Below are 23,809 nucleotides of genomic sequence, written 5' to 3' on the forward strand. Positions count from 1 at the left end.
GTTCTTCTCTCTCTCTCTCTCTCTCTCTCTCTCTCTCTCTCTCTCTCTACTGTCGGAAAGAAGAGCCGCGCCGGGAGTTCCGGTGCGGCGGTGGCTCAAGAGAAGAGGACGCCTGCTTGTTTGCCCCATGACACTCCCTCACGCGAACGTCTATTCACCATGGCTTGATCACAGGGCCAAAGCGCGCTGTGTTCCATTTCGGGCCCGCCCGCCCAAAGGCCGTTTCCAGATTCTCTTTCTCGCGCCTGTCTCCCGGCTTCGGAGGCCATTACGGGAATTATACGTAATTATCACTATATATCGTGATAAAAAAGATAATCTTTAGTGCAGGAGAGACTATTTTGTAAAAATTTACGAAAATCAAGGAATATCGTAAAAAATTTTGCTAGATGCTCAGATCAACATATTATAACTATCCTATAAAATAAGAAATTAAATCCGGTTTGAAATCTGCTTCTTATTTTTCGTAACCAACAGGGGATGCAAAAATGCGAAGCGCGCCCCGTTGTCTTTCAGGGCGCGCCGAAAAGGATATCTCATCCTCACGCCGGGCGTGGATGACTGAAGTCGCACACGACCGGACATAATTCATGATTTCAGATGTGAAATATCGTGCTTTTCAGACCGTAAGTAACGGGATGCGGCGGTTCCGGGCCGAAAAAGAAGCACAACAACGCAAAAAGCCGGGCGGCCCGGCTAATCGCCGGGCGCAAGCGGCCGATAAAACGGGTAGAGGGGAAGACGCGCCGGTCTCAGGCCTCGTGGTATTCCTGTTTGATGACGGCTTCGGCCTTGATCCGGTCCAGCAGTTCGGCGAACGTCGCTTTGACGTGCTCGCGGATATCCCCGGCCACCACCAGAAAGAGCAGGTCGTCGCCGGGTTTGAGCAGGCCTTCCTCGGCCTGGGCCACAATGGCGAAAATACCGGGGCGCTGTTCCATCTCGCGGCAGATTTCGCGCATTTTCGCGTTGTCATGGCTGACGCGCACGGCGCTGACCGGCGCGTGGTCCTTGCGGGACCAGCCGCGCACCACGCCGTTGTGCACAAGCATCATGCCCACGTGTTCGGTGAAGCCGGGGCGGGCTTTGAGTTCCTGAAGAGTTTTGTTAATATCCATGAAGACCGCCTTGGTTGAAAGAGTGGCTGATTGCGGCAAGTATATATGCAGGCCGCCCGGCCATAAAGGATTTTATTGATGGCGCAGTTATCGCAGCTTCTGGCCCGCCTGCCCGAGGGCAAGGACGTGCACATGAGCACCATGGGCCATGTGCTCTGGGTCTGCTGGCACAACAATCTCACGCCGGCGGTGAACCAGACCCTGCTCAACTACGGCGGCATGCTGGTGGGCGAGGAGCGCGAGCAGGCCCTCTGGTTCTTCTTCACCGACGACGTTTTTCTGGCCCTGGCCCGGCTGATGGTCTGGGGCAATTTCAATGAACTGGCCGTCAGCATTGAGCTTTTCCCCGGGCGCCTGCAGCTGAGCAGCAAGCGCGACGCCGGCCTTTCCCTGGACGGCGCATTGCGGGCCCAGGAAATGCTGGTCAGGGACAGCCTGGAAGTCTGGGTGCATCCCAAGAGCCGGGAAGGGCGCAGCGCCCTGCCCGGCATCTCCTTTGAAAGCCGTCCGGGCCGCCAGGGCATGGCTTCCGTGGACTGGGCCACGCCCGTGGTGGACGTGCGCATGCCGTACTCCTCCACCCAGGCTTGGTTCGCCATTCTGCACCCTCTGGGCAGCCCCCTGGACAAGGCCTTTCAGAGCGGCTGGAGCTCCATGTTCAAGCGCGTCGAGGCGCTGCTGCAAAAGCACAAGATCAAGTCCATCGTGCACGAAACCTTCGTCATGGTGTCCGTGGACAACCTGCTGATGCTGCGCACCTTTTTGCGCGACTACCTGCGCAGTTTCGACAAGGAGCAGAACGAGCCCGGCACTTACTGGCCCTGCGTCTGCGTGGTGGCCGACCGCAACAATCTCAATTTCAATATCGACCTTCCCAAGAAAATCGGCCTGCAATGGGATAATCTGATGCCGGATTTCCCGTACATCAGTTACCGCAATGCCTATCTGCTGGGCGACGGCTTCACGGTGCGCGATCTGCGTTTTACCGGCGAGCAGGCCAGCATGGACAGCTGGTGCAACGTGCTGCTGGACGAAAACAGCATCAGCGCCCGTTCCATCCCCCTGCTCATGGCCGGGCGGCTTACCGTGGGCAGCAGCGGGGCCGGGGGCTGCTTTTATTGCGGCATTCCCAGCCATACGGCGGCGGAGTGCCCCACGCGCACCTATTTCCCGAGCAGGCCTGAAATCTGGGACGAGTTGGCGGGCCTGGACCTGGAAAACATCAACGAGGCCTTCCGGCGCATTGAGATGGTGCTGGGACAGGACAGCGTGGAGGGCTACGAGGAACTGCTGGAGGGCAAGGACGACGCGGCCCTGCTGATGCAGGCCGTGCTGGACATCAATGGTCCGGGCCAGTTGCGCAACGTGCCCCGGCACTGGCTCTACCGCATGCGCGAGCCGGACCAGGACGAGGAAAAGCCCACCCGCGACGACAGCCCGGCCTGGGATCTGCTGGACCAGTTGGCCCGCGCCGCGTCCGACGAACTGTCCGATCTCGAAAAAAAGGTACTCCAGACCATTACCCGCCACCAGCGCGATCCGCGCCTGCGCATGGTGCGGGCTTTTCTGCTCATTGAGAAGAACGATTTCAGCCATGCGGCGGCCTGCTTCCGCGAAGCGGCCAGCCTGACTCCGGCCCCCACGCTTCAGGCCTGGAATGAATTTTTGCAGGGGCGGCTCTCGGAAGAGCAGGGCCAGTACGGCCCGGCCATCGAGCAGTATGCCCAGGTCTGGCGGGTCATGCCCCAATGGCGCGACGTGCAGTACCGGGGCATTGTCTGCCGGGTCAAAATGGGCTTTGCCGAGCAGGTGCTGGAGCAGATCACCAAGCTGGTCCGGGAGGAGCCTTCCTATTTCAACCGCGTGCTCATTGATCCCGGCCTGGAGCGCGGGCGCCTGCTGATCCTTTCCTCGCTCTATGATCTCTGGGCCGAGGCCAAGAAGAACGCCGAAGATGAGCGGACCAGAATCAACGCTCTGGAGGCCCGGCTCAATGACTGGTTTCCGCCGGACCATCCGGTGCAGTTGCAGCTCGGAAGCAAGATTCATAAGCTGGAAGCTCTGAGCAACATTAATAACTATATTGCGTTTCTCCAGGTGGTGGAGCAGCGCCCGGTGCTGGAAAAGGAGCTGGAAGAAAGCATCCAGCGCGAGGTGGAGGAGCTGCGCAACCGCTACAAGTATTACCTGGACGTGTTGCAGGAAATCCGCGACGAGGCTTCCTGGTTCCCCTTCCCCTCTGTCCTGCGCGACTTCAGCAGCGATTTCAACGAAAGCGCGGGCATCATCAACTGGGCCTTTGCCTGCAACTTCAACGAGGCCGAAACCTTCAAGCGCGCGCAGGACACCACGCCTCGGCTCAACGAATTGCTGCGCAATCTGAAAAAGCGCCTCAAGTTCCTGCGCATGGTACGCGACGGCACGCTTTTCACCCTGACCATGGGCAAGACTTTTATCTGGGTGGAGATTGTGGGCCTGCTGTTCTGTTTCATCGGCGTGCCCGTCGTGGTCTTCTGGGGCGACAGTCTCTATCTGGGCTGGCTCAAGAATCTGCTGGGCGAAAATCAGTGGTCCATCCAGAAAGTGCTGGCGGTCATTATCACCATCATCGCCATCGGCATCGGGGCCCTGCACACCACCTTGGTCTTTGACCGCAAGCGGGAAAAACTTCTGGAGCAGGCCCGCGATCAGCGGGAAAAGGCGCAGCAGATGCGCCTGGAACGCATCCGCCGCCAGCGTATGGCCGAGGCGGAAAATGCCCGCCGCAGTCAGCGGGCCGAAAGCGATCGGGAAGTGCAGCGGCAGCTCAAAGAGCGGATGAAAGACTGAATCGCCTGCTTGCCGGGTCCGGGCTTGCCAAATTTATTAATAAATATTATTGATAATAAGAGCGGTTGACGCATACCGATGCGTCAACCGCTCTGCGAGGATTTGCCAGCAAATCCTCGCCGCGAAATGCGGGCAGGCGGGCATTGCTCGCCGTAAACAGGCATTTCAAATGTTAAATGCTCTAAATTCCGTTGCAAGGAGGCTCTTATGCCGGATCTGAAAGATTTCGCGCTCTGCAATATAGATTGGAATCTCACCCCGGAACACGCGGTTACCATGTATCTGGAATGGGGCAACAACGACTGGCATGCCGAATACCCGCCGGTGCGCTCCAAAGAGGATGTTTCCCATTATTTTGTGGTGGACAGTTGGCAGGACCCGCCGGTGGTGCGGCTGGTGCGGCGTAATTCCGAGCGGGCCGACGATCTCATCAGCGTGCCTCTGCCGGACAGCCTGCTGGCGGATTTCCGTCAGGCCCACGGCACATGGCGCGGCATCAGCGAGCCCACTCCCAAGATCAAGGCTTGGCTGAAAAGCGAGCTGGAACAGTAGAGCATTTCAAACGCTACATGCTCCAGACGTTGCCGCGCAGCGGCATTGCATCTGAATTGCGACAACAGACAGCCGGTCGTCGGTCGGGTTCGTACCGCAAAAGTACGCATTCCGTCCGGCGGCCGGCTGTTGTGATGAACGGTTTTGTCAGCGTGCGCCGAAGCCCGGCACATGAAAGCGTTTTTCCAGCCAGCGCAGCAGCCAGGTGGCCAGGGTGACCATGATCAGATAGTAGGCACCCACGGTGATGAAGACTTCGGTGAAGCGGAAGGTGTCCGAGGCCACCACCTTGCCTTCGCCCATCAGTTCCATGCAGGTCACCAGATAGGCCAGGGAGCTGTACTTGATCAGATAGATGATCTCGTTGCCGCAGCCGGGCAGGGCCCGGCGGGCGGCCTGGGGCACCACGATCCAGGCCACGGTCTGCCAGGTGCTGAAGCCCAGGGCCTGGGCCGCGCGGATCTGTCCCTGGCGGATGGAAAGCAGGGCCCCGCGTATGTATTCCGACTGATAGGCCGCCGTGCAGAGGATGAAGGAAGTCAGGGCCGCGCCGTAGGGCGCGAAATAGATGCCCAGCTTGGGCAGGGCGTAGTAGATCATCATTAATTGCACGGCCAGGGGCACGCCGCGCAGGATGGCGGTGTACCAGTCGCCCAGGCGGCGCAGCCAGCGCGGGCCGAACGTGCGCATGCAGCCGATGAGCACGCCGCCCACAAAGCCCAAACTACCGGCGGGGATGATCAGGGCAAGGGAGACCAGCAGCCCCCTGTTCAGGGCGGGCAGCAGCTCATGGCTGAAAAAGACCGTATCCAACATGCGTGTTCCCGGTGGCTAGTGTCTGATTTTTCAAATCAGACACACAAAACCAGTAGGGTTTTGCGGCGGCGCAGCCGCCGTGAGTCAGCGAAAAACCACGTTTTTACGCTGACGATCCTGCGAAAATTGAGAGCATACCTATGCTCGGAATGTTTACAATTCGCAAACCCGTAAGGACCTGCGCGCCGCCGCAGGCGGCGTAATATCTCTCTAGGCCCCCATTTCCAGAAGGCGGGCGCAGAAATCACGGGTGCGCGTGGCCGAACCCTCGGCCAGCAGGTCGTCCGGAATGCCCTGTTCAATGATTCTGCCGCGCTCCATGAACAGGATTTCCGTGGCCAGGGCCCGGGCGAAATCCATCTGGTGGGTAGCCATGATCATGGTCATGCCGCCGCGCGCCAGATCCCGGATCACGGCCAGCACTTCGCCCACCAGCTCCGGGTCCAGGGCCGAGGTGGGCTCGTCCAGCAGAATGACTTTAGGGTCCATGGCCAGGGCCCGTGCGATGGCAACGCGCTGCTTCTGGCCGCCCGAAAGCTGGGCCGGGTAGAGCAGGGCGCGCCGGGCCAGGCCCACGCGGCCCAGTTCTTCCAGGGCGCGGGCCTTGGCGTCCCTGCGGGACATGCCGCGCACCTTGCGCAGGGCGATAGCCACATTTTCCTCGGCCGTGAGGTGGTCGAAGAGATTGAAATCCTGAAAGATCATCCCCACCTGGGCGCGGAAGGCGCAGAGCTTGCGCTTGTCGCGCATCTCCAGGCGTTCGCCCTCCAGCCAGATTTCACCGGAATCAGGCGGAATCAGGCAGTCGATGCACTGCAGAAGCGTGCTCTTGCCCGCGCCCGAGGGACCGATAAGCACCTTGAGCTCGCCCCGGCGGACCGTCAGCGAGCAATTGTCCAGAATAGGCCTGCCGCCCAATTGCTTGGAGATACCCTCAACCCGCAATACCACTTCCTGTTCTGCGCACATGGCTTATCCCGCTCCCATGCCTTCCATGCCCATTCCCGTGGAATAGCCCGGCACATGGACGTTGTCTTCCAGGCGGCGCAGCAGCTTGAGCACCACCAGCGTCAGCACGAAATAGATCAGACCCGCTGCGGCGTAGAGCGCCAGATGCTCGTGGGTGCGCGCGGCCACAAAGGAGGTGCGGGCCATGATGTCCTGAGTGCCCAGGACGTAGCAGATGGCCGAGTCCTTGAGCAGAATGGAAAATTCGTTGGCCCAGCCGGGGATGGACAGGCGCAGGGCCTGGGGCAGAACAATGCAGCGGATGCCCGTGAAATCATTCATGCCCAGGGCGCGCGCCGCCTTGAGCTGCCCTTGGGGCAGACTTTCGATGGCCCCGCGGAAAATCTGGGACTGATAAGCCGTACTGGTACAGCCGAGCACCAGACAGCAGATCAGAAAGGGATCGGCAGGCAGGCCCAGGCTGATGAACAGGCCGTAGCAGAGAAAAAGCAGCACCAGAATGGGCACGCCTCGGAAAAACCAGACGTACAGCGCCACCAGCCGACGCAGCCACGGGCCGCCGTAGACCTGGCTCACGGCCAGCGGCACGCCCAGCACCAGCCCCATGGCCAAGGAAGCGGTCACGTTGCCGATGGTCACGAAACTTCCGGCCAGGATGGCGGGCAGGGCGTTGAAAACGACGGTCAATGAATTCATGGGCAGCGCCGGGCAGAAAATTTGCAGTCAAATCACCGCGCAACGCGGACCGCCGGAAAAGCCCGGCGGTCCGCGCCGTGTCGCGTTGTCACGGCAGGAAGCGGGAACGAATGTCGAAGGCGGCCGGGCCGCCTCCGCTTACTTGTTCAGATACTTTTTCTGCAGTTCCTTCCAGTACGGATCGGCCATGAGCTTGCGGTAGCCTTCGTCGATCAGGGCGCGCAACTCTTTGTCGTCCTTGCGCAGAGCCACGCCGAAGCCGTCGGGCTTGCCGTGGGTGCCGGCCTTTTTCACGGCGCGGCCCTTGGTGATGGCGTCGTCGGCGGGCAGTTCGTCCATGAGCGCGGCCTGGATGCGGCCGTTGAGCAGGTCTTCCACGGCCAGAGGCGCGGATTCATAGAAGCGCAGTTCAAAGGGATACCCCTTTTCCTGCTGCTCCTGCTTGATGGCGTTGGCTTCGGAAGTGCCGCGCTGCACGCCCAGCTTGATCTTCTGGCTCAGGATGTCTTCAGGCGTCAGCTTGGAATCGGCCGGCACCAGAAAAACGCGCGAAACGGTCCAGTAGGGATCGGAGAACTGCACCATCTTGGAGCGTTCCGGCGTGATGCTCATGCCGGAGCCGACCATGTCGATCTGTTTTGCCAGCAGGGCCGGAATAATGCCGTCCCAGGCCATGGGTTTATGGGTGATTTCCACGCCCATGGTCTTGGCGATCCAGTTCAGGGAATCCACGTCAAAACCGGCGGCCTGGCCGGTCTTTTCATCCATGTAGGCAAAGGGCGGGTAGTTGGGGTCAATGCCGTTTACGTAGCTCTTTTTGGCAAAGGCGGGCACGGCGGCCAGCAGCGAAGCCAGCAGTGCGCAGACAAAAAATTTTTTCATGCTCATTTTCCCCCTCGAAAGAAGACAGAACAACAGACTGCGGCCTTGAACGCGTATGCGTCGGCCGGACCCCGGCAAAACAAGAATTTTTTGTAACAGAAGCGCGCGCCTGACGCAAGGTCGCTTTCGCCGGAACGTTGTCCGCCGCGCGGCGGAGGTGCGGAGGTCTTGTGCTCCATGCCGAGGCGGGCTATACTAACAAAAATATAATGTTGAAAGTACGTCTGGAAGGGCGCGGCCCTGCTCGTGTTTTCAGGCAAAGCGTGGCGAACGGCGTCTGTGATCTGTGCCAGCCTCTTACCGCCTACGGTCAAGTCAGTCATGTCCCAGTTTTCTCCCGCCATCCGCCTGTTGCGCCGCTTCGGCCTGTCGCCGCAGAAAGTTCTGCTTGTGCTGTCCGACCTCCTGGCCCTGCTGGGCACGGCCATTGCGGTTTTTTTGCTGCGTGCGGCTTTTGACAATCTTGACTCCATCCTTTACCGCTGGGTGCTGCCGCTTTTGCTGCTGGGGCCGCTGCTCGGCGCAAGCCTGGGCCTGTACCAGAGCATCAGCCTGCCGCCGCACCGCGAACTGAAAGCCCTCTTCCTGATGATCAGCCTGACGTATTGCATGATCCTGGCCGCGCTTTTTCTGGCAAAAACCGGGGACCTGTATTCGCGCTTGGTCATTCTGGGCAGTTGGGCCGCCACCATTTTTACCCTGCCCACCCTGCGCGGCATCTGCCGCCGCCGCTTCTGCCGGAAAAGCTGGTGGGGCAGGCCGTTGATCATTCTGGACCGTAGCGACCGGGGGCGCGATCTCTGGCACTACCTCAGACGCCATCCGGAGCGGGGCCTGATGCCGGTGAAAATTTTCGGCCTGCCCGATGATGCGCTGCGCGTGCGGGAACTGCTGGGCACCGCCGCCCGGCGCTGGCCCAACGCCATAGCCTTGATTCTGCAAAAGGTCGGGCAGGGGCAGGTGCTGGATTACGTCACGGAAGTCAACCGCTATTTCAGCAAGGTGCTGCTGGTGCCCTCCTTCGGGGAAGACTTCAAATGTTACTGGCTGACGCCGCGCGACCTGGGCAATGTGGTAGGCCTGCTCTTGCGCCAGAATCTGCATGATAAGCGCCGCTTGCGGATGAAGCGCTGTATTGATCTCTTTTTCTGCCTGCTGATCCTGCCTGTGCTTCTGCCGCTGGGCCTGATTCTGGGCCTGCTGATCCGTCTGGACAGCCCTGGTTCGATCCTGTACCGGCAGCAGCGCATCGGCCAGGGCGGCCGGGCGCTGCAAATCTATAAATTCCGGACAATGGCGGCCAATGCCGACGCTGTGCTTGAAGACTGGCTGGCTCGCGACCCCGCCTTGCGTGAGGAATGGGAGCGCGACCACAAGCTCAAGCATGACCCCCGGGTCACCCGCATGGGGGCTTTTCTGCGCAAGACCAGCCTGGACGAGCTGCCGCAGCTCATCAATGTGGTTCTGGGCGGCATGAGCCTTGTGGGGCCGCGCCCCATTGTGAGCGGGGAAATCGAGAAGTACGGCGAAGTCTATGACGAATACTGCCGCGTCAAGCCCGGCATCACCGGACTGTGGCAGATTTCGGGCCGCAACGACACCAGCTATGAGGAGCGTGTGGCCTACGACCACTATTACATCAACAACTGGTCGGTCTGGATGGATTTGTGGATTCTGGGCAGAACCGTGCCGGTGGTGCTTTCCGGCTATGGCGCTTATTGAATTTCCGGCGGACGGCTTTGCGCCGCCCACGCCAGTTCCACCTGCCGCGCGAATTCCTGTCTGAAGCGCTCCTCGCCGAAGCTCTCGGCGTGACGGCGCAGTAGCTGGGGGTCAAAATCCCGCTCCCGGCGTTCGAACTCCAGAATGGCGGCTTCCACTGCCTCCACACTCTGTTCCGTGAAAAAGAGTCCGGTGACGCCGTCGCATACCGTTTCCGTGGCGCCGCCCCGGCCATAGGCCAGTACGGGCGTGCCCGAGGCCGCCGCTTCCAGGGGGACGATGCCGAAGTCCTCTTCGCCGGGGAAAAGCAGGGCTTTGCTGCGGGCCAGCAGGTCCGCCACCGCAACGTCATCCTGACGGCCCAGAAATCGGACGCAGGGCGCTGCTTCGGCCTGTAGGGCTTTAAGCGCCTCTCCTTTCCCGACAACCACTAAGGGCCGATTCAGCCGCGAACAGGCCTTGACCGCCAGATCAACCCGTTTGTAATGCGTCAACCGGCCAAGGCAGAGATAAAACTCCCCGCCCGGCCGCTCACGCGCGGTAAAGGCCGCGATATGCACCGGCGGGTAGACTACCGCCGCCTCACGCCGCCAGTGCTTACGGATGCGCCGGGCCACAGTGCGCGAATTGGCCACGAAATGGTCCACCCGAAAGGAGCTGGCCAGATCCCAGCGCCGCAGGCCCGGCAGCAGCAGGCGCATGCCCAGACGGGTGAGCGCCCCGGCCGAGGCCATGTAGTCGGGCCAGGTATCCCAGAGGTAACGCATGGGCGTGTGGCAGTAACAGACATGCAGGCTGTCCGCGCGGGTGATCACGCCCTTGGCCGGGCCGGACTCGCTGGAAATGACCAGATCATAGCCCGTGAGGTCAAGCTGCTCCAGTGCCAGAGGCATGAGCGGAAGGTAACGCTGGTACTGCTTCCGGCTGCCGGGCAGACGGTTGATGAACGTTGTTTCAATATGGTGCCCGGCAATGTCCGGGGAAAGGGCCCTGCGGTCCAGCACATGGGTGAAAATGTCGGCTTGCGGGTACATGCGGCAGAGCGCTTCCAGCACCCGCTCGCCGCCGGCCATGCCGACAAGCCAGTAGTGGACAAGGGCCACGCGCATCTCAGGCTCCCGGTCTGTCGCCGATGGCGGCCGTAATCCGGGCCTCGGCGGCCAGCTTGCCGTCCACAAAGGCGCGGGCTTCCATCTTGCAGAGCTTCAGCTTCATGCGCATATTGGAGCATTCCAGGTCCAGGCGATCGCCGGGAACCACCTGACGGCGGAACTTCACGCCGTCCAGGCCGGTGAAAAGAAAGAGTTTGTCCGCGAGGTCGCCCATGCCCGCCGCGGCCAGCAGACCGCCGGTCTGGGCCAGGGCCTCCAAGATCAGTACGCCCGGCATGATCGGCACGCCGGGAAAATGGCCCTGGAAAAAGGGTTCGTTGACGCTGACGTTTTTATAAGCCTTGATATGCGAGCCCGGCACGCATTCCACCACCCGGTCCACCAGGAGAAAAGGGTAACGGTGGGGCAGAATGCTCAAAATGCGCTGAATATCCATAGTCTGGCTCTGAGTGACCGTATCCTGCATATGTTCTCCCCGGCGCGTCCGGCGCCTGTGAAAAGGTAGAGGAATTCACGATTGAAATGAGTGAATTCCTCTGGTGGCCGCGTGAGCGGACACCCGCGCCCAAGCGCAAGGAAAAACCGCGTTTTTCCGCAGCACGCGGGCGGCGTAGAGTTTGAAATGTGTAAGATTTCAAACGTAAAATGCTGTAGAAAAAAAGCCTCTCGCCCCGTCAGGGTCGAGAGGCTTTGCGACGAAAAATGTCCGGCGCTTACTTCTTGTCGTCCTTTTTGGGACCACCGGCCTTATACAGCTTGTTCACCTCGGCCAGCACGTCCTGGGTCAGGTCCATGGACTGATCGGCATAGAGCACGCCGCCGGCCGTGACGTCCACTACGAAATTGAAGCCCTTGGCCCGGGCCACTTCATAGGTGGCGCTGAACACCAGGGTAACCATGTCCTGGCGCAGCTTAACCTCGTCCTGTTCCACCTTGCGCAGGAAATTGCGGGTCTTCTGATCCAGTTCCTGCTTGGCGCGGATAAAGGCCAGCTTCTTTTCCTCACTGGCTTTGGGATTCTTCAGGTCTTCAGCCTTTTTCTTCAGCGCTTCGCCCTGTTTTTCCAAGCTCTGGCGCTCTTTGCCGTATTTGGATTCCATCTGTTTTTTGGCGGCCTGGGCGGGCTCGCTCTGCGTGGCTACGGTCTGCATGTCCACCACGCCGATTTTAGCCGCGGGCACGGCGTTTTCATCAGCGGCGAAAGCCGTTCCGGCCAGCAGCAGACAAGCCGCAAGGGTCATCAACACAACATTACGCATGAAAGTTCTCCTTCCCCAATTGCTGAATTTTATGCCGCCCTTGCGGAACAGGTATGCCCACGCGCCGTAAGAAGCTCGTCTCTAAAAATATTCCGGACGGGCCGATGCAAACACGAGAGAGCGCAAAAAAAGCCCGGTCCGCTTGTTGCGCGCGGCTTTGCGATGCTCGCGGCGCAACTGTGAAACACGGACTTCACATAGCACCGGGGCCGTTGGGCGTCAAGGAATTCTGCGCGGTCTGGCGCTTGAGAAGGCGATCTTTGTAAGCCAGGATACCCTCGGCCAGCCCTTCGGCCAGGGCGTGACGATATTTAGGGTCAGCCAGGTTGCGGGCCTCGGCCGGATTGGTGCAGTAACCCAGCTCCACCAGCACGGCGGGCATTTGCGCGCCGAGCAGCACGTGGAAGGGCGCGGCCTTGACGCCGTTGTTCCTGACCGTGAATTCCCGCCGTTTCAGGCGGAACATGGACAGGCGCTGGATGTCCCCGGCCAGGCGGCGTGACTCCTCCACCCGGGCGTTGAGCATGACGTCGGCCAGCATGTTCTGCATGTCGCCGAGGCGATGATCGCTGCCCGCGTTTTCCAGCGCGGCCACACGCGCGGCCTGCGGGTTGCTGGCCAGGTCCAGATAATAGGTTTCCATGCCGCTGACCCGTGGATCTTCGCTGGCATTGACATGCACCGAGACAAAAAGGTCGGCGCGCGCCGCATTGGCCCTGCGCGTACGCTCGCTCAGGGAGACTGCCGTGTCGCGGGTACGGCTGTAGACGACTTCCAGGCCGTTGGCCTCCAGCAGACGGCCCAGACTCATGGCTACGTCCAAGGTAATCAGGCGTTCCAGCACCTTGTTGTGGCTGGTGCCCGGATCCCGGCCGCCGTGTCCGGCGTCGATGAACACCGTATGCACGGTCAGGCCGAGCTGGCTGGCCATGTCGCTGACCTGGCGGCTCTTGACGCCGGCTTTGGACGCGCGCGGCGCGGGCGCGTCTTCCTCGCCGGCGGCAAAGGCCGCCGCAGCTCCGGCCTTGCGCGGCAGAGGGGTCTTGCCCGCGGCCACGCTGAGCACGATGCGGCACGGGTCATCCTCTATGCGTGCATCGAAACGCCGCACCTCGCGGAAATCGAACTGAAGGCTGGCCCCGCCTTCCTTGCGCTCACGCACGCGCACGGCCTGCAAAAGGCTGCCGCGCACCGTGACGCCCTTGCGCACGTCACTGACCACGGCGGCATTCTCCAAATCCAGATACAGCCGGGCCGGAGCGCCTTTCTGGGCCTTGACCAGACGCGTGGAATAGCGCGTGGGGCCGCTCATTTCCAGAACGATTTCCACGCTGTTTTTGTTCAGGGAATCCCAGGAAAGCACCTGCACTTCCGGCGTCTCAGGCCGGGACGCGGCCTTTGAGGCTGAATCCGCGCGCCCTGCACCCGCTCCGGCCCCTGTCTTCTCGGCGTCCGCCAGAGTGCCCCTCCACTGGGCCCGCAGGCTGCGGGCCTCCGCAGCCATGTCGCCGCGCGGGTAATTGGCGGCGATTTCGTCCAGCAGGGCGAGACCTTCACTGGTTTTGCCCAGGCGCGTGCTCTGGATTCGGGCCGCGCACAGCAAGGCGTCGTCGGCCAGCGCACTCTTGGGAAATTCGCGGGTCAGGGACAAATAGAGTTCCAAAGCACGGCGGTAATCGCCTGACAGATGGGAACAGTCGGCCAGAGCTTCCTGGCTCGCGGCGGAACGGAACAGCGCGCCGGGCGCCACAGCCCAGTTCTTACGGCTTTCATAGATGCGCTGGAACTCGGCCTGCAGTTCTTCCCAGGGCTGACGCCAGCAGGATTTGACCTTGTCCGCCCGGAGGGCTTCCATGCGGGCCTTGGCCGCGCGATAGCGGGGCAACAGCTGGCCTTCCGGAACAGCAGGCGAAACAGCAGGCTGGACAGAAACCTGCGGGGAGGAAAATTTTTCCGGCGCGGCAGGCTGATCCTCCACCGCTTCCTTCCTGTCCGCAGCCGCCACCTGGCGGGCCTCCGGCGCGGTGCGGCCGCTGGCCGAGGCCTTGAGGGCCTTTTCCAGAGCCAGGGCTTCGGGCAGCATATCTCCCTTGGGGTACTGGCTCTTGATCCGGGTCAGCAAAGCCAGCGCGCCCTTGTCGTCCTTGAGCCAGGCCGCGCGCATCCGCGCCGCGCGGAACAGGGCGTCGTCGGCCAGGCGGCTATCGGCATGGCGCAGGGCCAGGGATTCATAACATTCTATGGCCTTGCGGGCGTCCGCTTTGGCGAAGGAGCGTTTTGCCAGCTCCTCCAGGCTTTCGGCGGCCCGGAACAACGCGGCCGGGCGGTTGGGCCAAGCCGGATCCGTATCGTAAATGGCCCGGAATTCCGTAGCCAGTTTTTCCCACGGTTCTCGCAGATTGCCTTTCTTGTCGTCCAGTTTGAGATTGGCAATATCCGCCTTGGCGGCGGCATAGCGTTTTTCCGTGGGCGGTAGCGCACTGTAACCGGCATCATAGCAACAGATAACCAGCAGACAGAGCGCCAGCAAAAAGGCCAGCGGCGGCGCGAGCCGCCTGACCAGGGCTTTGTCCGTCTGTTTATGTTGCTTACTTTTTCCGGCCACTGTTTTTTTCCGTTCCCTGAGAGAGTGCGCTGTTGTCCGTCGGTTTTCCGACACCGGCGTAAGCCGGACTGGTTATGTTATCGGCCGCCCGGCGTCAGTACTTAAGGGCTTGCCGACCTGCGGCGACATGGGCGAAGCCCGCCGTTGAAAAATTATTGCAGATTTTGTGCCAATAGAAAAGCCGCCGCGAATTTCGCGGCGGCTTTTCAGACCATATATTTCGAACAAGCGCAAAATGCTCTAGAAGAACTGGCCCATGCTGAACTCAAGCCTTCCCGATTCCATTTCCTTGTCGTAATCCTGTACCAGGGGGATGCCGTAGGCGATGCGCAGATCGCCCATGGGCGAACGCCAGCGCAGCTCCAGACCGGCGGAGGCCACCAGATATTTGTCCAGGTCGTTGCCCATGGTCTTCTGGTCGATGTTGAAGCCGCCGTCAAAGAAGGGCACCAAGGCCAGGCCCATATCCTTCTGGAAGGTCCAGATATATTCCACATTCAACACGCCCATGCGGTCGCCGCCGATCTGTTCGCCCTTGTACTTGTAGTCGCGGGGCGAAAGATCGGAGTAGGAATAGCCGCGGATGGTGTCCATGCCGCCCAACCAGAAGCGTTCAAACACGGGCACCGGGTCGTCGGTGTTCTGGAACACGCCGCCCAGACGGGTGCGCACATGGAAGGTGTTCTGGGGATTGAAGGACCAGAAGCCCTGCCAGTCGGCCACGGCCTTGACGAAGTTGTCCGTGCCGCCCAGGCCGCCGCCGCCGTATTCCGCCCAAAGACGGGTGATGGTGCCCTTGGTGGGGCGGTCCTTGGCGTCGGTGGTGTCGCGCAGGATGCGGCCGGAAAGGGCGCTGGTCCAGTTCACGCCCTTGTAGTCGCTGATATACGGCGAGGCGTCGCTGTGCACGTCATACAGCTCGTAGCGCTCCAGGCGGTAGGCCAGGCCCACGGAGGTGTATTCGCCGATGGGATAGGAGGCCCGGATGGTGTCGCCGACAGTGTCCTTGGTGAAGTCGTCCCAGTAATCGTGCGTGTAATAGAGGTCGTTGCCCAGGGAAAGGTCCGTGTCGTAGACGCGGGGGTTGGTGAAGGACAGCATGCCCGTGGTGCGCCGCCAGGAGAAGAAACCCTGCAACTGGAGCCAGTAGCCCCGGCCGAAGAGATTGCGCTCCATGATGGAGGCGGTGACGCCCACGTCATAATAGGTCGAGTAGCCGATGCCGCCCATGATGGCGCCGGTGTTGGTTTCCTTGACCTTGACCTTGAGGTCCACCTCGTCCTCATTGCCTGTGGGAATCAGCTCCGTGTCCACGGCGGAGAAGTAACGCAGGCGGTTCAGGCGTTCGCTGGAGCGGCGCAGTTTGGCACCCTCGTACATATCGCCGTCGCCCAGGCGCATTTCGCGCAGAATGACGTTGTCGCGGGTCTTGGTGTTGCCTTCCACCGTGAGACGGCGGATGAAGACCTTCTGCTTTTTGTTGATCAGATAGCCCACGTCCACCTGGGCGCTGCCGTCGTCGGCCTTCATCAGCTTGGTGTCCACTTCTGCGAAGGCGTAGCCGTAATCGGCGTAGTAGTCCGTCAGGCGCTTGGAGTCTTCCTGCATGACCGTCAGGGAGAAGTATTTGTTGGACTTCTCCCAATCGTCCATCTGCACCACCTTGAGCATGTTGTCTTCGCTGTCGATGACGTCGCCGGCGAATTTCACGTTACGCACGGTATAGCGAGGGCCCTCGTGCACGGTGAAGGTGATGTAGATGCCGTCGGGCTTATAGTCCACCTGCGGCGCGGAAACCTGCATGTCGATGAAGCCTTCGTTCAGGCCGTAGGCGGCAATGGCGTTGGTGTCGCGCTCCAGGTATTCATCCTTGAGCACGCCGCTGCCCGTGAACCAGGAGAAGATGTTGCGGGGCTTGAGCGCCATGTACTTGTCCATGTCGCCCTGCTTGAGTTCCTTGAGGCCCTCGATCTTCACTTCCTTGATATAGAGCTTGTTGCCCTCGTCCACGGAGATGACCAGCACCGCACCCCGGCCGCCCTGCCGGTCTTCCAGGCGATAGGTGGCCTTGGCCAGGTAATAGCCTTCCTTGCGGTAGAGTTCGGTGATTTTCTGCAAATCGTCGGAAAGCATCTGCTCGTTGAGCACGCTGCCGGACTTGGTGCCCATGGCGGCCAGCACGTCTTCCTGGTCGATATCCTTGGAGCCTTCCACCACGATATTGTCGATGCGCGGCTTTTCCACCACGGTGAAAACCAGGACGCTGCCTTCCATGGAGGCCTGCACGTCGCTGAAATAGCCCATGTCCCAGATGCGTTTGACTTCTTCGTTGATGGCGTTGGCGTCCGGCTTGTCGCCCTTGCGGATGGTCAGGCGCATGAGCACGGTGTCCGGGTCCATGATCTTCATGCCGCGCACCTGCACGTCGGCCAGGCCGTCACCGGCGGCCGCCGGGGAGTGCATGGGCACGAAGCCGGGGCCGTTGTCGGCCTGCGGGGCCGGAGCGGCGGGCGCGGCGGCGCCCAGCATGTCCGAAGCGCGCCCGGCCACGGCCGTGGCGCACTCGCTCAGAGCCACCAGGGAATTGCGCTCAAAACCGGCGGGCACGGCTTCGCCCTGCTCCACGGGCACCAGGCGGGTGTCCATGGTGAAGCCGTCGCCCAATTGATTGAAGCTGCCGTAAATGACCAGTTTGGCGCCGGCCTGGCGCCCAAGGCGGCGGGCCGTGGCCAGGTCGATGCTGTTGTCGCCGCTGCGTTCGAACAGGGCGCGGGCCCGGTTCATAGGCACGGCCTTGAGGCCGTTCTGTTCCAGCTGGCTGACGATGAGCTGCGGCACATCGCGGGAGGCATCGGGCATCTCCGGCCCGGCATTGACCTGGAAGGGCAGCACCAGAACCAGGGGCTGCCCGGCCTTGGCCGCCATGACATTCTGGGCGGACAGCGCCTGTAAGGCGCAGGCCAGGGCGGCAAGGCACACGGCCCTGAACAGCACACTATGCAAAAGACTTCTCATACAGAGCCCCCGCTCTAAGTTCCAGGCCGCGGTCCATTCTGGCGGCCAATTCCAGATTATGCGTCACCACTACCAGGGTCATGCCCAGTTCGCGGTTGAGTTCCTGCAGCAGATCCCCCACTTGGGCGCCGCTGATTTCATCCAGATTGCCTGTAGGTTCGTCGGCCAGAAGGACGCGCGGCCGCAACAGGACCGCGCGGGCGATGGCTACCCGCTGGCGTTCGCCGCCTGACAGGGTGGCAATCTTGCTGTCCGCGCGGGCGGCCAAGCCTACCCGCTCCAGCATGGCGCGGGCTTCGAGCAATACGGCGGCCCGGCGCGCGCCGCCGATGAGGGCGGGCATGGACACGTTTTCCAGTGCCGAAAATTCCGGCAGGAGGTGATGGAACTGAAAAACAAAGCCCAGGGTTTTATTGCGGAAAGCTGCTTTCCGGTCCGGGCTCATCAGGGCCATATCCCGGCCGTCAAAGGCCACGACGCCCGTGCTTGGAGTATCAAGAGCCCCCATAAGATGCAAGAGGGTGGACTTGCCGGAACCGGAAGCCCCCACAATGGCCAGGGCTTCGCCTTCTTCCACAATCAAATTGATATTCTTGAAAATTTCAAGATTTTCTCCAGGCCCGGAAAACTTTTTTCCCACGTCAGAAAATTTGTAGAGCTCGGACATGATTATTCGTAGCGCAGGGCTTCGGCCGGTTCGAGGCGGGCGGCCTGGCGCGCCGGATAAAGAGTGGCCAGAAAACAGAGCAGCATGGCGCTGGCCCCTACGATGAGCACATCGGAAACCGTGATGATGATGGGCAGATGGTCCAGGGTGTAGACGTTTTCAGGCAGTTTGATGAACTGGTAGCGTTTGAGCAGCCAGCCCAGACTCAGGCCGAAAACATAGCCCAGCAGCGTGCCGATGACGCCGATGATAGTGCCCTGAAGCATGAAGATGCGGCGGATCATGCCGCGCGTGGCCCCCATGGACATCATGATGGCGATGTCGCGGGTTTTTTCCATGACCAGCATGACCAGGGTGGTGACGATGGAGAAAGAGCCGATCAACACCACCATGGCCAGCAGAATGAACATGCCGACCTTTTCGAGCTTGAGGGCCGCGAAGAGGTTGGCGTTCATTTCCATCCAGGTGCGCACGTAGAAAGGCGAACCCAGTTCCGTGGACAGGCGCGCGGCGACCTGATCGGCCTTGAAGACGTCCCTGACCGTGATTTCAATGCCCGAGAGGAAGCCCGGCGGCAGGCCCAGCACGTCGCGGGCGGCGTTCAGGGTGACGAAAGCCAGGGAGGAATCGTACTCGAACATGCCGGTCTTGAAGATGCCCACGACCTCAAAAGGCCGGATGCGCGGGGAATAGCCGGAGGCGGTCTTCTGGCCTGAAGGGGAGAGCAGATTGACCCGGCTGCCTACGGCCAAGCCCAGGCGGCGGGCCAGCTCCTCGCCGATGATGATGCCCGGCGTGCCCTCTTTTTGCAGATCCTCCGGCGAACCGGAACGCATCTGGTGCAGCAGGGAGAGCACCTCGGGCGCGCTGGCCGGGTCGATGCCGCGCAGCACCACGCCCTTGACGCCGCCGCCCGCGGAAAGCATCACTTCGGTGTAAATAAAGGGCGTTGCGCCGGTGACGCCGTCCACCGAGCGGATGCGTTGGGTCAGGTCCTGGTCGTGCTCAAAAGCCGAGGGCACATAGGACATGACAATGGCGTGGGCGTTGGCGCCCAGGATCTTGTCGCGCATGTCCGTGGTCAGGCCGTTGTACACGCCCAGAACCACTACCAGCGCGCCCACGCCGATAGCCACTCCCAGAATGGACATCAGGGAGATGATGTAGATAAAAGTCTGCTTGCGCCGTGAAAAGAGGTAGCGCAGGGCCACAAAGAGTTCAAAGGACATTTGCGGCATTCTGGCCCAGCTTGGCCTGAGATTCAAGACTTTTTTTAGATGAAACGGTTTAATCGCCCAGAATGGGGGAGCCGTATTTGCGGGCGTATCCCAGAAGCAGCAGAAAACCCGCGGCGGCGAGCAGCGCTCCGATCAGGGCCGTACTGCCGTAGCCGTGCCCGGCGGCAATGGAGAGCCCTCCGCAATAGGCCCCGATGGCATTGCCGATATTGAAACCCACCTGCGCCAGGGCGGCGCCGAGCATTTCCCCGTCTTTGGCGTTTTGCAGCAAAAGCATCTGCTGCGGGGCTGAAACGCCGAACAGGCAGGCGGTGCAGATGAACATCAGAGCCAGCGCTGTTGCTGTATGCTGTCCCGAAAAGAAGACCAGCAGCAGGGCCGTGCCCATGACGGCCAGCATGCCTTCCGCAATGCCGGTCGGCGGGAAACGGATGGAGAGCCGGCCACTGAGGGCGTTGCCCAGCACCATGCCCAGACCCGCAAGGGCCATGACCAGAGTCATGTGGACGGAGTCAATTCCCGCCACCTTGCCCATGAAGGGAGAAATGTAGCTGTACCAGCAGAACATGCCTCCGTTCCCCAGCACAATAGCCAGAAAGATGAGCCAGGGAGCCGGGAATTTCAAAAAACGGAATTGCCCCCGGAAGCCCGTGTCCTTGAGCCCCGGCAATCGGGGGACCCAGGCCCGCACGCCGATGATGACCAGAAGGCCCACGCCGGCGACGATGCCGTAGGCGACCCGCCACGACAAAATCTGCGTCACCAGGGTCGCGCCGGGCACGCCCACAAGGTTTGCGATGGTCGCGCCGGACACCACAATGGAGACGGCCAGTACGGAAAAAGCCCTGCCTGCCAGCTTGTCCGCCACAATGGAGGCCACCCCGAAATATGCCCCGTGCGGCATCCCGGCGATAAAACGGGCCGCCAGCATCATGGAGGCGTTGGGAGCCAGTGCGGTCAGAGTATTGCCCGCGATGAAGACAAGCATCAGCGCCAGCAGAATACTCCGCAACGGACGGGAGCGGGCCATCAGCACCGTCAGCGGGGCCCCCAAGCACACGCCCAGGGCATAGGCCGAAATAAAATGCCCGGCATCGGGAATGCTGACGGAAAGGCTGTGGGCCACTTCCGGCAGGATGCCCATAATGGAAAATTCCGACATGCAGACGCCCAGCGTCCCCAGGGACAGGGCGACAAGACTTTTGAAAACGGGGTAACTGATTTTCATGGTATCAGAATGTCGGCGGGTTGGTGCGGTGTGGCTTTCTGCAATCTCACGGCGGCAAGTCCGCAACTTCAATAACCTTCATGGGTGGCCATGACAAGCGGGCGGATGCCCCGGGCATATGACGGTAGGGCGAGTGTTCTTTGTACCGGGGATATTGTATTGCCGGTTTAGCCCGCGCCTGATAATGCGAGACATATTGTTCCGGATCCGGCTGATTTTTCAGCCTACCTGCCGGTGGTCACTGCTTTTGCGTAGTATCGTGCAAGTCGGGAAAACAGGGCAGGAAAAAGCGTTGCAGGAAATACAGGGGATGTATGGTCTGCATTATGAAACGGGTATCCAATCGGGGCAGAAGTTTGTTTCTTGCGCTTCCTCATCGAATTCGAAGCGTGGTTCCTTACTCTTGCAAATAAAAAAGACGGACTGACGGCCTGTTGCCGCCGGTTCACCTTTTTGTGTCGGATTTTGCTGGCTGGTGCCCGATCCGGGCTTAGAGCAGAGTAACTTTGAAATTTTACAAATTTCAAAGTCGGCATTTCGGCGAAAAACGTGCTTTTCGCCGGAATCCACGCCGCTTCGCGGCGTTAGAGCAATTTCAACGTGAAATTGCTCTAAAACTCGGGCCGCAGCAGAGGAAAGAGAATGACCTCGCGGATGGAAGCCGAATCCGTGAGCAGCATGACCAGGCGGTCGATGCCCACGCCCTGTCCCGCCGCCGGGGGCATGCCGTATTCCAGGGCGCGCAGGTAGTCCTCGTCCATGCTGTGGGCTTCGTCGTCGCCGGCTTCCCGTTCGCGCACCTGCTCTTCAAAGCGCAGGCGCTGGTCCACGGGGTCATTGAGCTCGGAAAAGGCGTTGGACAGCTCGCGTCCGGTAATGAACAGTTCAAAGCGGTCCGTGATTTCCGGCCGCAGGTCGTTGCGGCGGGAGAGGGGCGAGATTTCCGTGGGATAATGATAGATGAAGTGCGGCTGGATCAGCTTGCCTTCCACATCCAGGTCAAAGAGCTTGGCCTGGAGTTTTTGCAGGCTTTCGCTGTCCGCGGCCTTTTCGCCGCGCTCGCGGATATAGTTGCGCACTTTGCTGTAATCATTGTAAAAATCAGGGGAATGCCCGCCGATTTCCGTAAGCGAGTCGTAGAAGCTGAGGCGCTTCCAGTGCCCGGGCGTGAGGTCTATTTCCTGGCCCTGATATGTCACCACCGTGGTGCCGCAGGCCGCCATGGCCAGATGGGCGAAGAGCTTCTCCGTGAAGTTCATGAGATCTTCAAACGTGGCGTAGGCCCAGTAGAATTCACACATGGTGAATTCCGGATTGTGGCGGGTGTCGATGCCTTCGTTGCGGAAACTGCGGTTCAGCTCAAAGACTTTTTCAAAGCCGCCCACCAGCAGGCGTTTGAGGTAGAGCTCCGGCGCGATGCGCAGAAAAAGATCCAGGTCCAGCGCGTTATGGTGGGTTTTGAACGGCTTGGCCGTGGCGCCCCCGGCCAGGGGCTGCATGATGGGGGTTTCCACCTCCATGAAGCCGTGCTCCTCCATGAAGCGGCGGAACTCGCGCACGATCAGGCTGCGCTTGGCGAAGATCTCCCGCGCGCGCGGCGTGACGATGAGGTCCACATAGCGCTGGCGGTAGCGCGTCTCCATGTCCTTGAGGCCGTGGTATTTTTCGGGCAGGGGCCGCATGGAGCGGGTGATCAGCTTGAGGCTGCGACAGGCAATGGTCAGTTCGCCGGTCTTGGTGCGGAACAAGTGGCCGGAAACGCCCACAATGTCGCCCACGTCCAGCTTCTTGACGATCTTGTAAGTCTCTTCGTCCAGATGCTCGCGCGAGGCATAGCACTGGATGCGGCCGCTTTGGTCCATGAGGTGGAAGAAGGCCACCTTGCCGAAGGAGCGCAAAGAGACGATGCGCCCGGCAATGGCAAAGACGTCTTCCTGTTTTTCCAGGTCGTCGCCTTCCAGGCCGCCGAACTTTTCCTGCACCCAGGAAACGGCATGGTCTTTGTGGAAATCATTGGGAAAAAGGGGCACGCCCGCGTCCAGCAGGTCACAGGCTTTGCTGACTCGGTTTTTGATGACCTCGTTGAGATCATCGCGCGCGGCGAAACTTTCCAGCATGGGCATGAAGTATGCCGCATGCGAAGACTTGGTGCCCAGTTTGACAACAGGCTTTTTCTTCTTTTCCCGGTTTTCCACTGAATTCCCCCGCTCTGGCCCTGCCTTGACGCTCCGCGAGGCCAGGCCCCGCGCCGTCATGTTCGTCACTGTTCAGGAAAGGAGCGTTACGGTATGCCATTCAGCCGGGAGCGTCAAGATTGTCCGGCCGTCCGGGGCGACCGTGCCGCGGGCGGGAAGGGCTTTCCGGGCTTGAATTGCGCCCGTGTTTGCGTGTATAGATGCACTTTCCGCCGGAGGCGCGATTTCCAGGGCAACCGGCGCTTTTCCAAGGACAGTGTCATGCAGAAATACACCGCCTCCTTTCTCGGCCGCGACTGCCCCGGCGTGGTCGCCACGGTGAGCCGCATCCTGGGTGAAACGGGCTGCAATATCGTGGAAGTGACCCAGACCATCCTTTCCGGCGAGTTCGCGGCCATTTTCGTGGTCCAGGCTCCGGAGGGCCGCAGCGCCGAGGAACTGCGCGAGCAGCTCACCGCCGGTCTGGCCGAAGCCCAGGTGGATCTCTCCGTCCTGGTGCGTCCGGCCATTGAGGGGCAGTGGGGCAAAGACCTCAAGTGCGATCCCTTTGTGGTCACCGCCGACGGTCCGGACAAGCCCGGACTCATCGCGGCCATGAGCCGCGTATTCGCCCGCCACGGCGTGAACATCGAAAGTCTCAAGGCCATCCTGGGCGAGGGCGGGGAGGATCACGCGCTCTTCGTGTTTGAGGTCATGGTGCCCGAGGACGCGGATCTGGGCCGCCTGCGCCGCGAGCTGGCCTGCGAGGGCCAGAGCCGCCATCTGCGCGTGAGCGTGCAGCACCGCGATATTTTCGAGGCCGTCCACAGAGTGAACTCTTTTTAAGGACAGCCGCGCCCGGCTTTTTGCCGGGAAACAACATTCAGCTTTGCAGCGGCAGTCCGGTCCTCTTGCAGGGCGGCAAGC

At 60.9% G+C, this 23,809-nt stretch carries 19 protein-coding genes; 4 read left to right on the forward strand and 15 right to left on the reverse strand.

The window, feature by feature from the left end:
• Positions 1 to 752: 752 nt before the first annotated feature.
• Positions 753 to 1,118: a molybdenum cofactor biosynthesis protein MoaE gene (locus tag HMPREF1022_RS03750; RefSeq protein WP_008685906.1), complete on the reverse strand. Its 366-nt coding sequence runs from the start codon at positions 1,116 to 1,118 to the stop codon at positions 753 to 755.
• Positions 1,119 to 1,196: 78 nt separating this feature from the next.
• Here HMPREF1022_RS03750 and HMPREF1022_RS03755 point away from each other — a divergent pair, with 78 nt between their 5' ends.
• Together HMPREF1022_RS03755 and HMPREF1022_RS03760 are read left to right on the forward strand one after the other, a co-directional pair.
• On the forward strand, positions 1,197 to 3,947 hold the full coding sequence (locus tag HMPREF1022_RS03755) for a hypothetical protein (RefSeq protein ID WP_009301963.1): 2,751 nt from the start codon (positions 1,197 to 1,199) through the stop codon (positions 3,945 to 3,947).
• Between the two features lie 207 nt (positions 3,948 to 4,154).
• Complete coding sequence (locus HMPREF1022_RS03760) at positions 4,155 to 4,499, forward strand: DVU0772 family protein (RefSeq protein WP_008685904.1); 345 nt, start codon at positions 4,155 to 4,157, stop codon at positions 4,497 to 4,499.
• A 147-nt stretch (positions 4,500 to 4,646) separates the two neighbouring features.
• Here the strand turns inward: HMPREF1022_RS03760 and HMPREF1022_RS03765 are convergent, their stop codons facing one another.
• The 4 genes from HMPREF1022_RS03765 to HMPREF1022_RS03780 form a co-directional block, all read right to left on the reverse strand.
• Positions 4,647 to 5,315 (reverse strand): amino acid ABC transporter permease, encoded by a 669-nt coding sequence (locus HMPREF1022_RS03765; protein ID WP_008685903.1) that lies wholly within the window; start codon positions 5,313 to 5,315, stop codon positions 4,647 to 4,649.
• 210 nt (positions 5,316 to 5,525) lie between these two features.
• Entirely contained in the window at positions 5,526 to 6,284 is a 759-nt protein-coding gene (locus HMPREF1022_RS03770; RefSeq protein WP_009301964.1) for an amino acid ABC transporter ATP-binding protein, read from the reverse strand.
• A 3-nt stretch (positions 6,285 to 6,287) separates the two neighbouring features.
• The gene (locus tag HMPREF1022_RS03775) at positions 6,288 to 6,980 is read right to left on the reverse strand and encodes an amino acid ABC transporter permease (protein WP_008685901.1); all 693 of its coding nucleotides are present in this window, start codon (positions 6,978 to 6,980) and stop codon (positions 6,288 to 6,290) included.
• Positions 6,981 to 7,118: 138 nt separating this feature from the next.
• On the reverse strand, positions 7,119 to 7,862 hold the full coding sequence (locus HMPREF1022_RS03780) for an ABC transporter substrate-binding protein (protein WP_008685900.1): 744 nt from the start codon (positions 7,860 to 7,862) through the stop codon (positions 7,119 to 7,121).
• Between the two features lie 321 nt (positions 7,863 to 8,183).
• On the opposite strand from HMPREF1022_RS03780, the gene wbaP reads away from it, so the two are divergent.
• The gene (gene wbaP / locus HMPREF1022_RS03790; protein WP_008685898.1) at positions 8,184 to 9,584 is read left to right on the forward strand and encodes an undecaprenyl-phosphate galactose phosphotransferase WbaP; all 1,401 of its coding nucleotides are present in this window, start codon (positions 8,184 to 8,186) and stop codon (positions 9,582 to 9,584) included.
• On the opposite strand, the gene HMPREF1022_RS03795 is transcribed toward wbaP, so the two are convergent.
• The 10 genes from HMPREF1022_RS03795 to lysS form a co-directional block, all read right to left on the reverse strand.
• Positions 9,578 to 10,693: a glycosyltransferase gene (locus HMPREF1022_RS03795; protein WP_008685897.1), complete on the reverse strand. Its 1,116-nt coding sequence runs from the start codon at positions 10,691 to 10,693 to the stop codon at positions 9,578 to 9,580. The two genes, wbaP and HMPREF1022_RS03795, sit on opposite strands and share 7 nt — an antisense overlap.
• Before the next feature lies 1 nt (position 10,694).
• Positions 10,695 to 11,162, reverse strand: a complete 468-nt coding sequence (gene fabZ, locus HMPREF1022_RS03800; protein ID WP_008685896.1) for a 3-hydroxyacyl-ACP dehydratase FabZ — start codon at positions 11,160 to 11,162, stop codon at positions 10,695 to 10,697.
• Positions 11,163 to 11,409: 247 nt separating this feature from the next.
• Complete coding sequence (locus HMPREF1022_RS03805; RefSeq protein WP_009301966.1) at positions 11,410 to 11,955, reverse strand: OmpH family outer membrane protein; 546 nt, start codon at positions 11,953 to 11,955, stop codon at positions 11,410 to 11,412.
• A 193-nt stretch (positions 11,956 to 12,148) separates the two neighbouring features.
• Positions 12,149 to 14,560, reverse strand: a complete 2,412-nt coding sequence (locus HMPREF1022_RS03810) for an N-acetylmuramoyl-L-alanine amidase (protein WP_009301967.1) — start codon at positions 14,558 to 14,560, stop codon at positions 12,149 to 12,151.
• A gap of 240 nt (positions 14,561 to 14,800) precedes the next feature.
• Positions 14,801 to 17,575, reverse strand: a complete 2,775-nt coding sequence (bamA, locus tag HMPREF1022_RS03815) for an outer membrane protein assembly factor BamA (RefSeq protein ID WP_009301968.1) — start codon at positions 17,573 to 17,575, stop codon at positions 14,801 to 14,803.
• Positions 17,556 to 18,242 carry an ABC transporter ATP-binding protein gene (locus HMPREF1022_RS03820; protein WP_008685889.1) on the reverse strand — a complete coding sequence of 229 codons (687 nt, stop codon included), beginning with the start codon at positions 18,240 to 18,242 and terminating at the stop codon, positions 17,556 to 17,558. Before HMPREF1022_RS03820 ends, bamA begins: the two co-directional genes overlap by 20 nt.
• Before the next feature lie 2 nt (positions 18,243 to 18,244).
• Entirely contained in the window at positions 18,245 to 19,471 is a 1,227-nt protein-coding gene (locus HMPREF1022_RS03825; protein ID WP_035060568.1) for a lipoprotein-releasing ABC transporter permease subunit, read from the reverse strand.
• A gap of 58 nt (positions 19,472 to 19,529) precedes the next feature.
• Positions 19,530 to 20,708, reverse strand: a complete 1,179-nt coding sequence (locus HMPREF1022_RS03830; protein WP_009301970.1) for an MFS transporter — start codon at positions 20,706 to 20,708, stop codon at positions 19,530 to 19,532.
• Positions 20,709 to 21,032: 324 nt separating this feature from the next.
• The gene (locus HMPREF1022_RS17940; RefSeq protein WP_008685883.1) at positions 21,033 to 21,278 is read right to left on the reverse strand and encodes a hypothetical protein; all 246 of its coding nucleotides are present in this window, start codon (positions 21,276 to 21,278) and stop codon (positions 21,033 to 21,035) included.
• Between the two features lie 41 nt (positions 21,279 to 21,319).
• Positions 21,320 to 22,903, reverse strand: a complete 1,584-nt coding sequence (gene lysS / locus HMPREF1022_RS03835) for a lysine--tRNA ligase (protein WP_008685881.1) — start codon at positions 22,901 to 22,903, stop codon at positions 21,320 to 21,322.
• 261 nt (positions 22,904 to 23,164) lie between these two features.
• Here lysS and HMPREF1022_RS03840 point away from each other — a divergent pair, with 261 nt between their 5' ends.
• Complete coding sequence (locus HMPREF1022_RS03840) at positions 23,165 to 23,728, forward strand: glycine cleavage system protein R (protein WP_035060773.1); 564 nt, start codon at positions 23,165 to 23,167, stop codon at positions 23,726 to 23,728.
• Positions 23,729 to 23,809: the final 81 nt, after the last annotated feature.

Origin of the sequence: Desulfovibrio sp. 6_1_46AFAA (genome assembly GCF_000224635.1) — a bacterium.
In the GTDB taxonomy this organism is placed as follows: Bacteria; Desulfobacterota; Desulfovibrionia; order Desulfovibrionales; family Desulfovibrionaceae; genus Desulfovibrio; species Desulfovibrio fairfieldensis.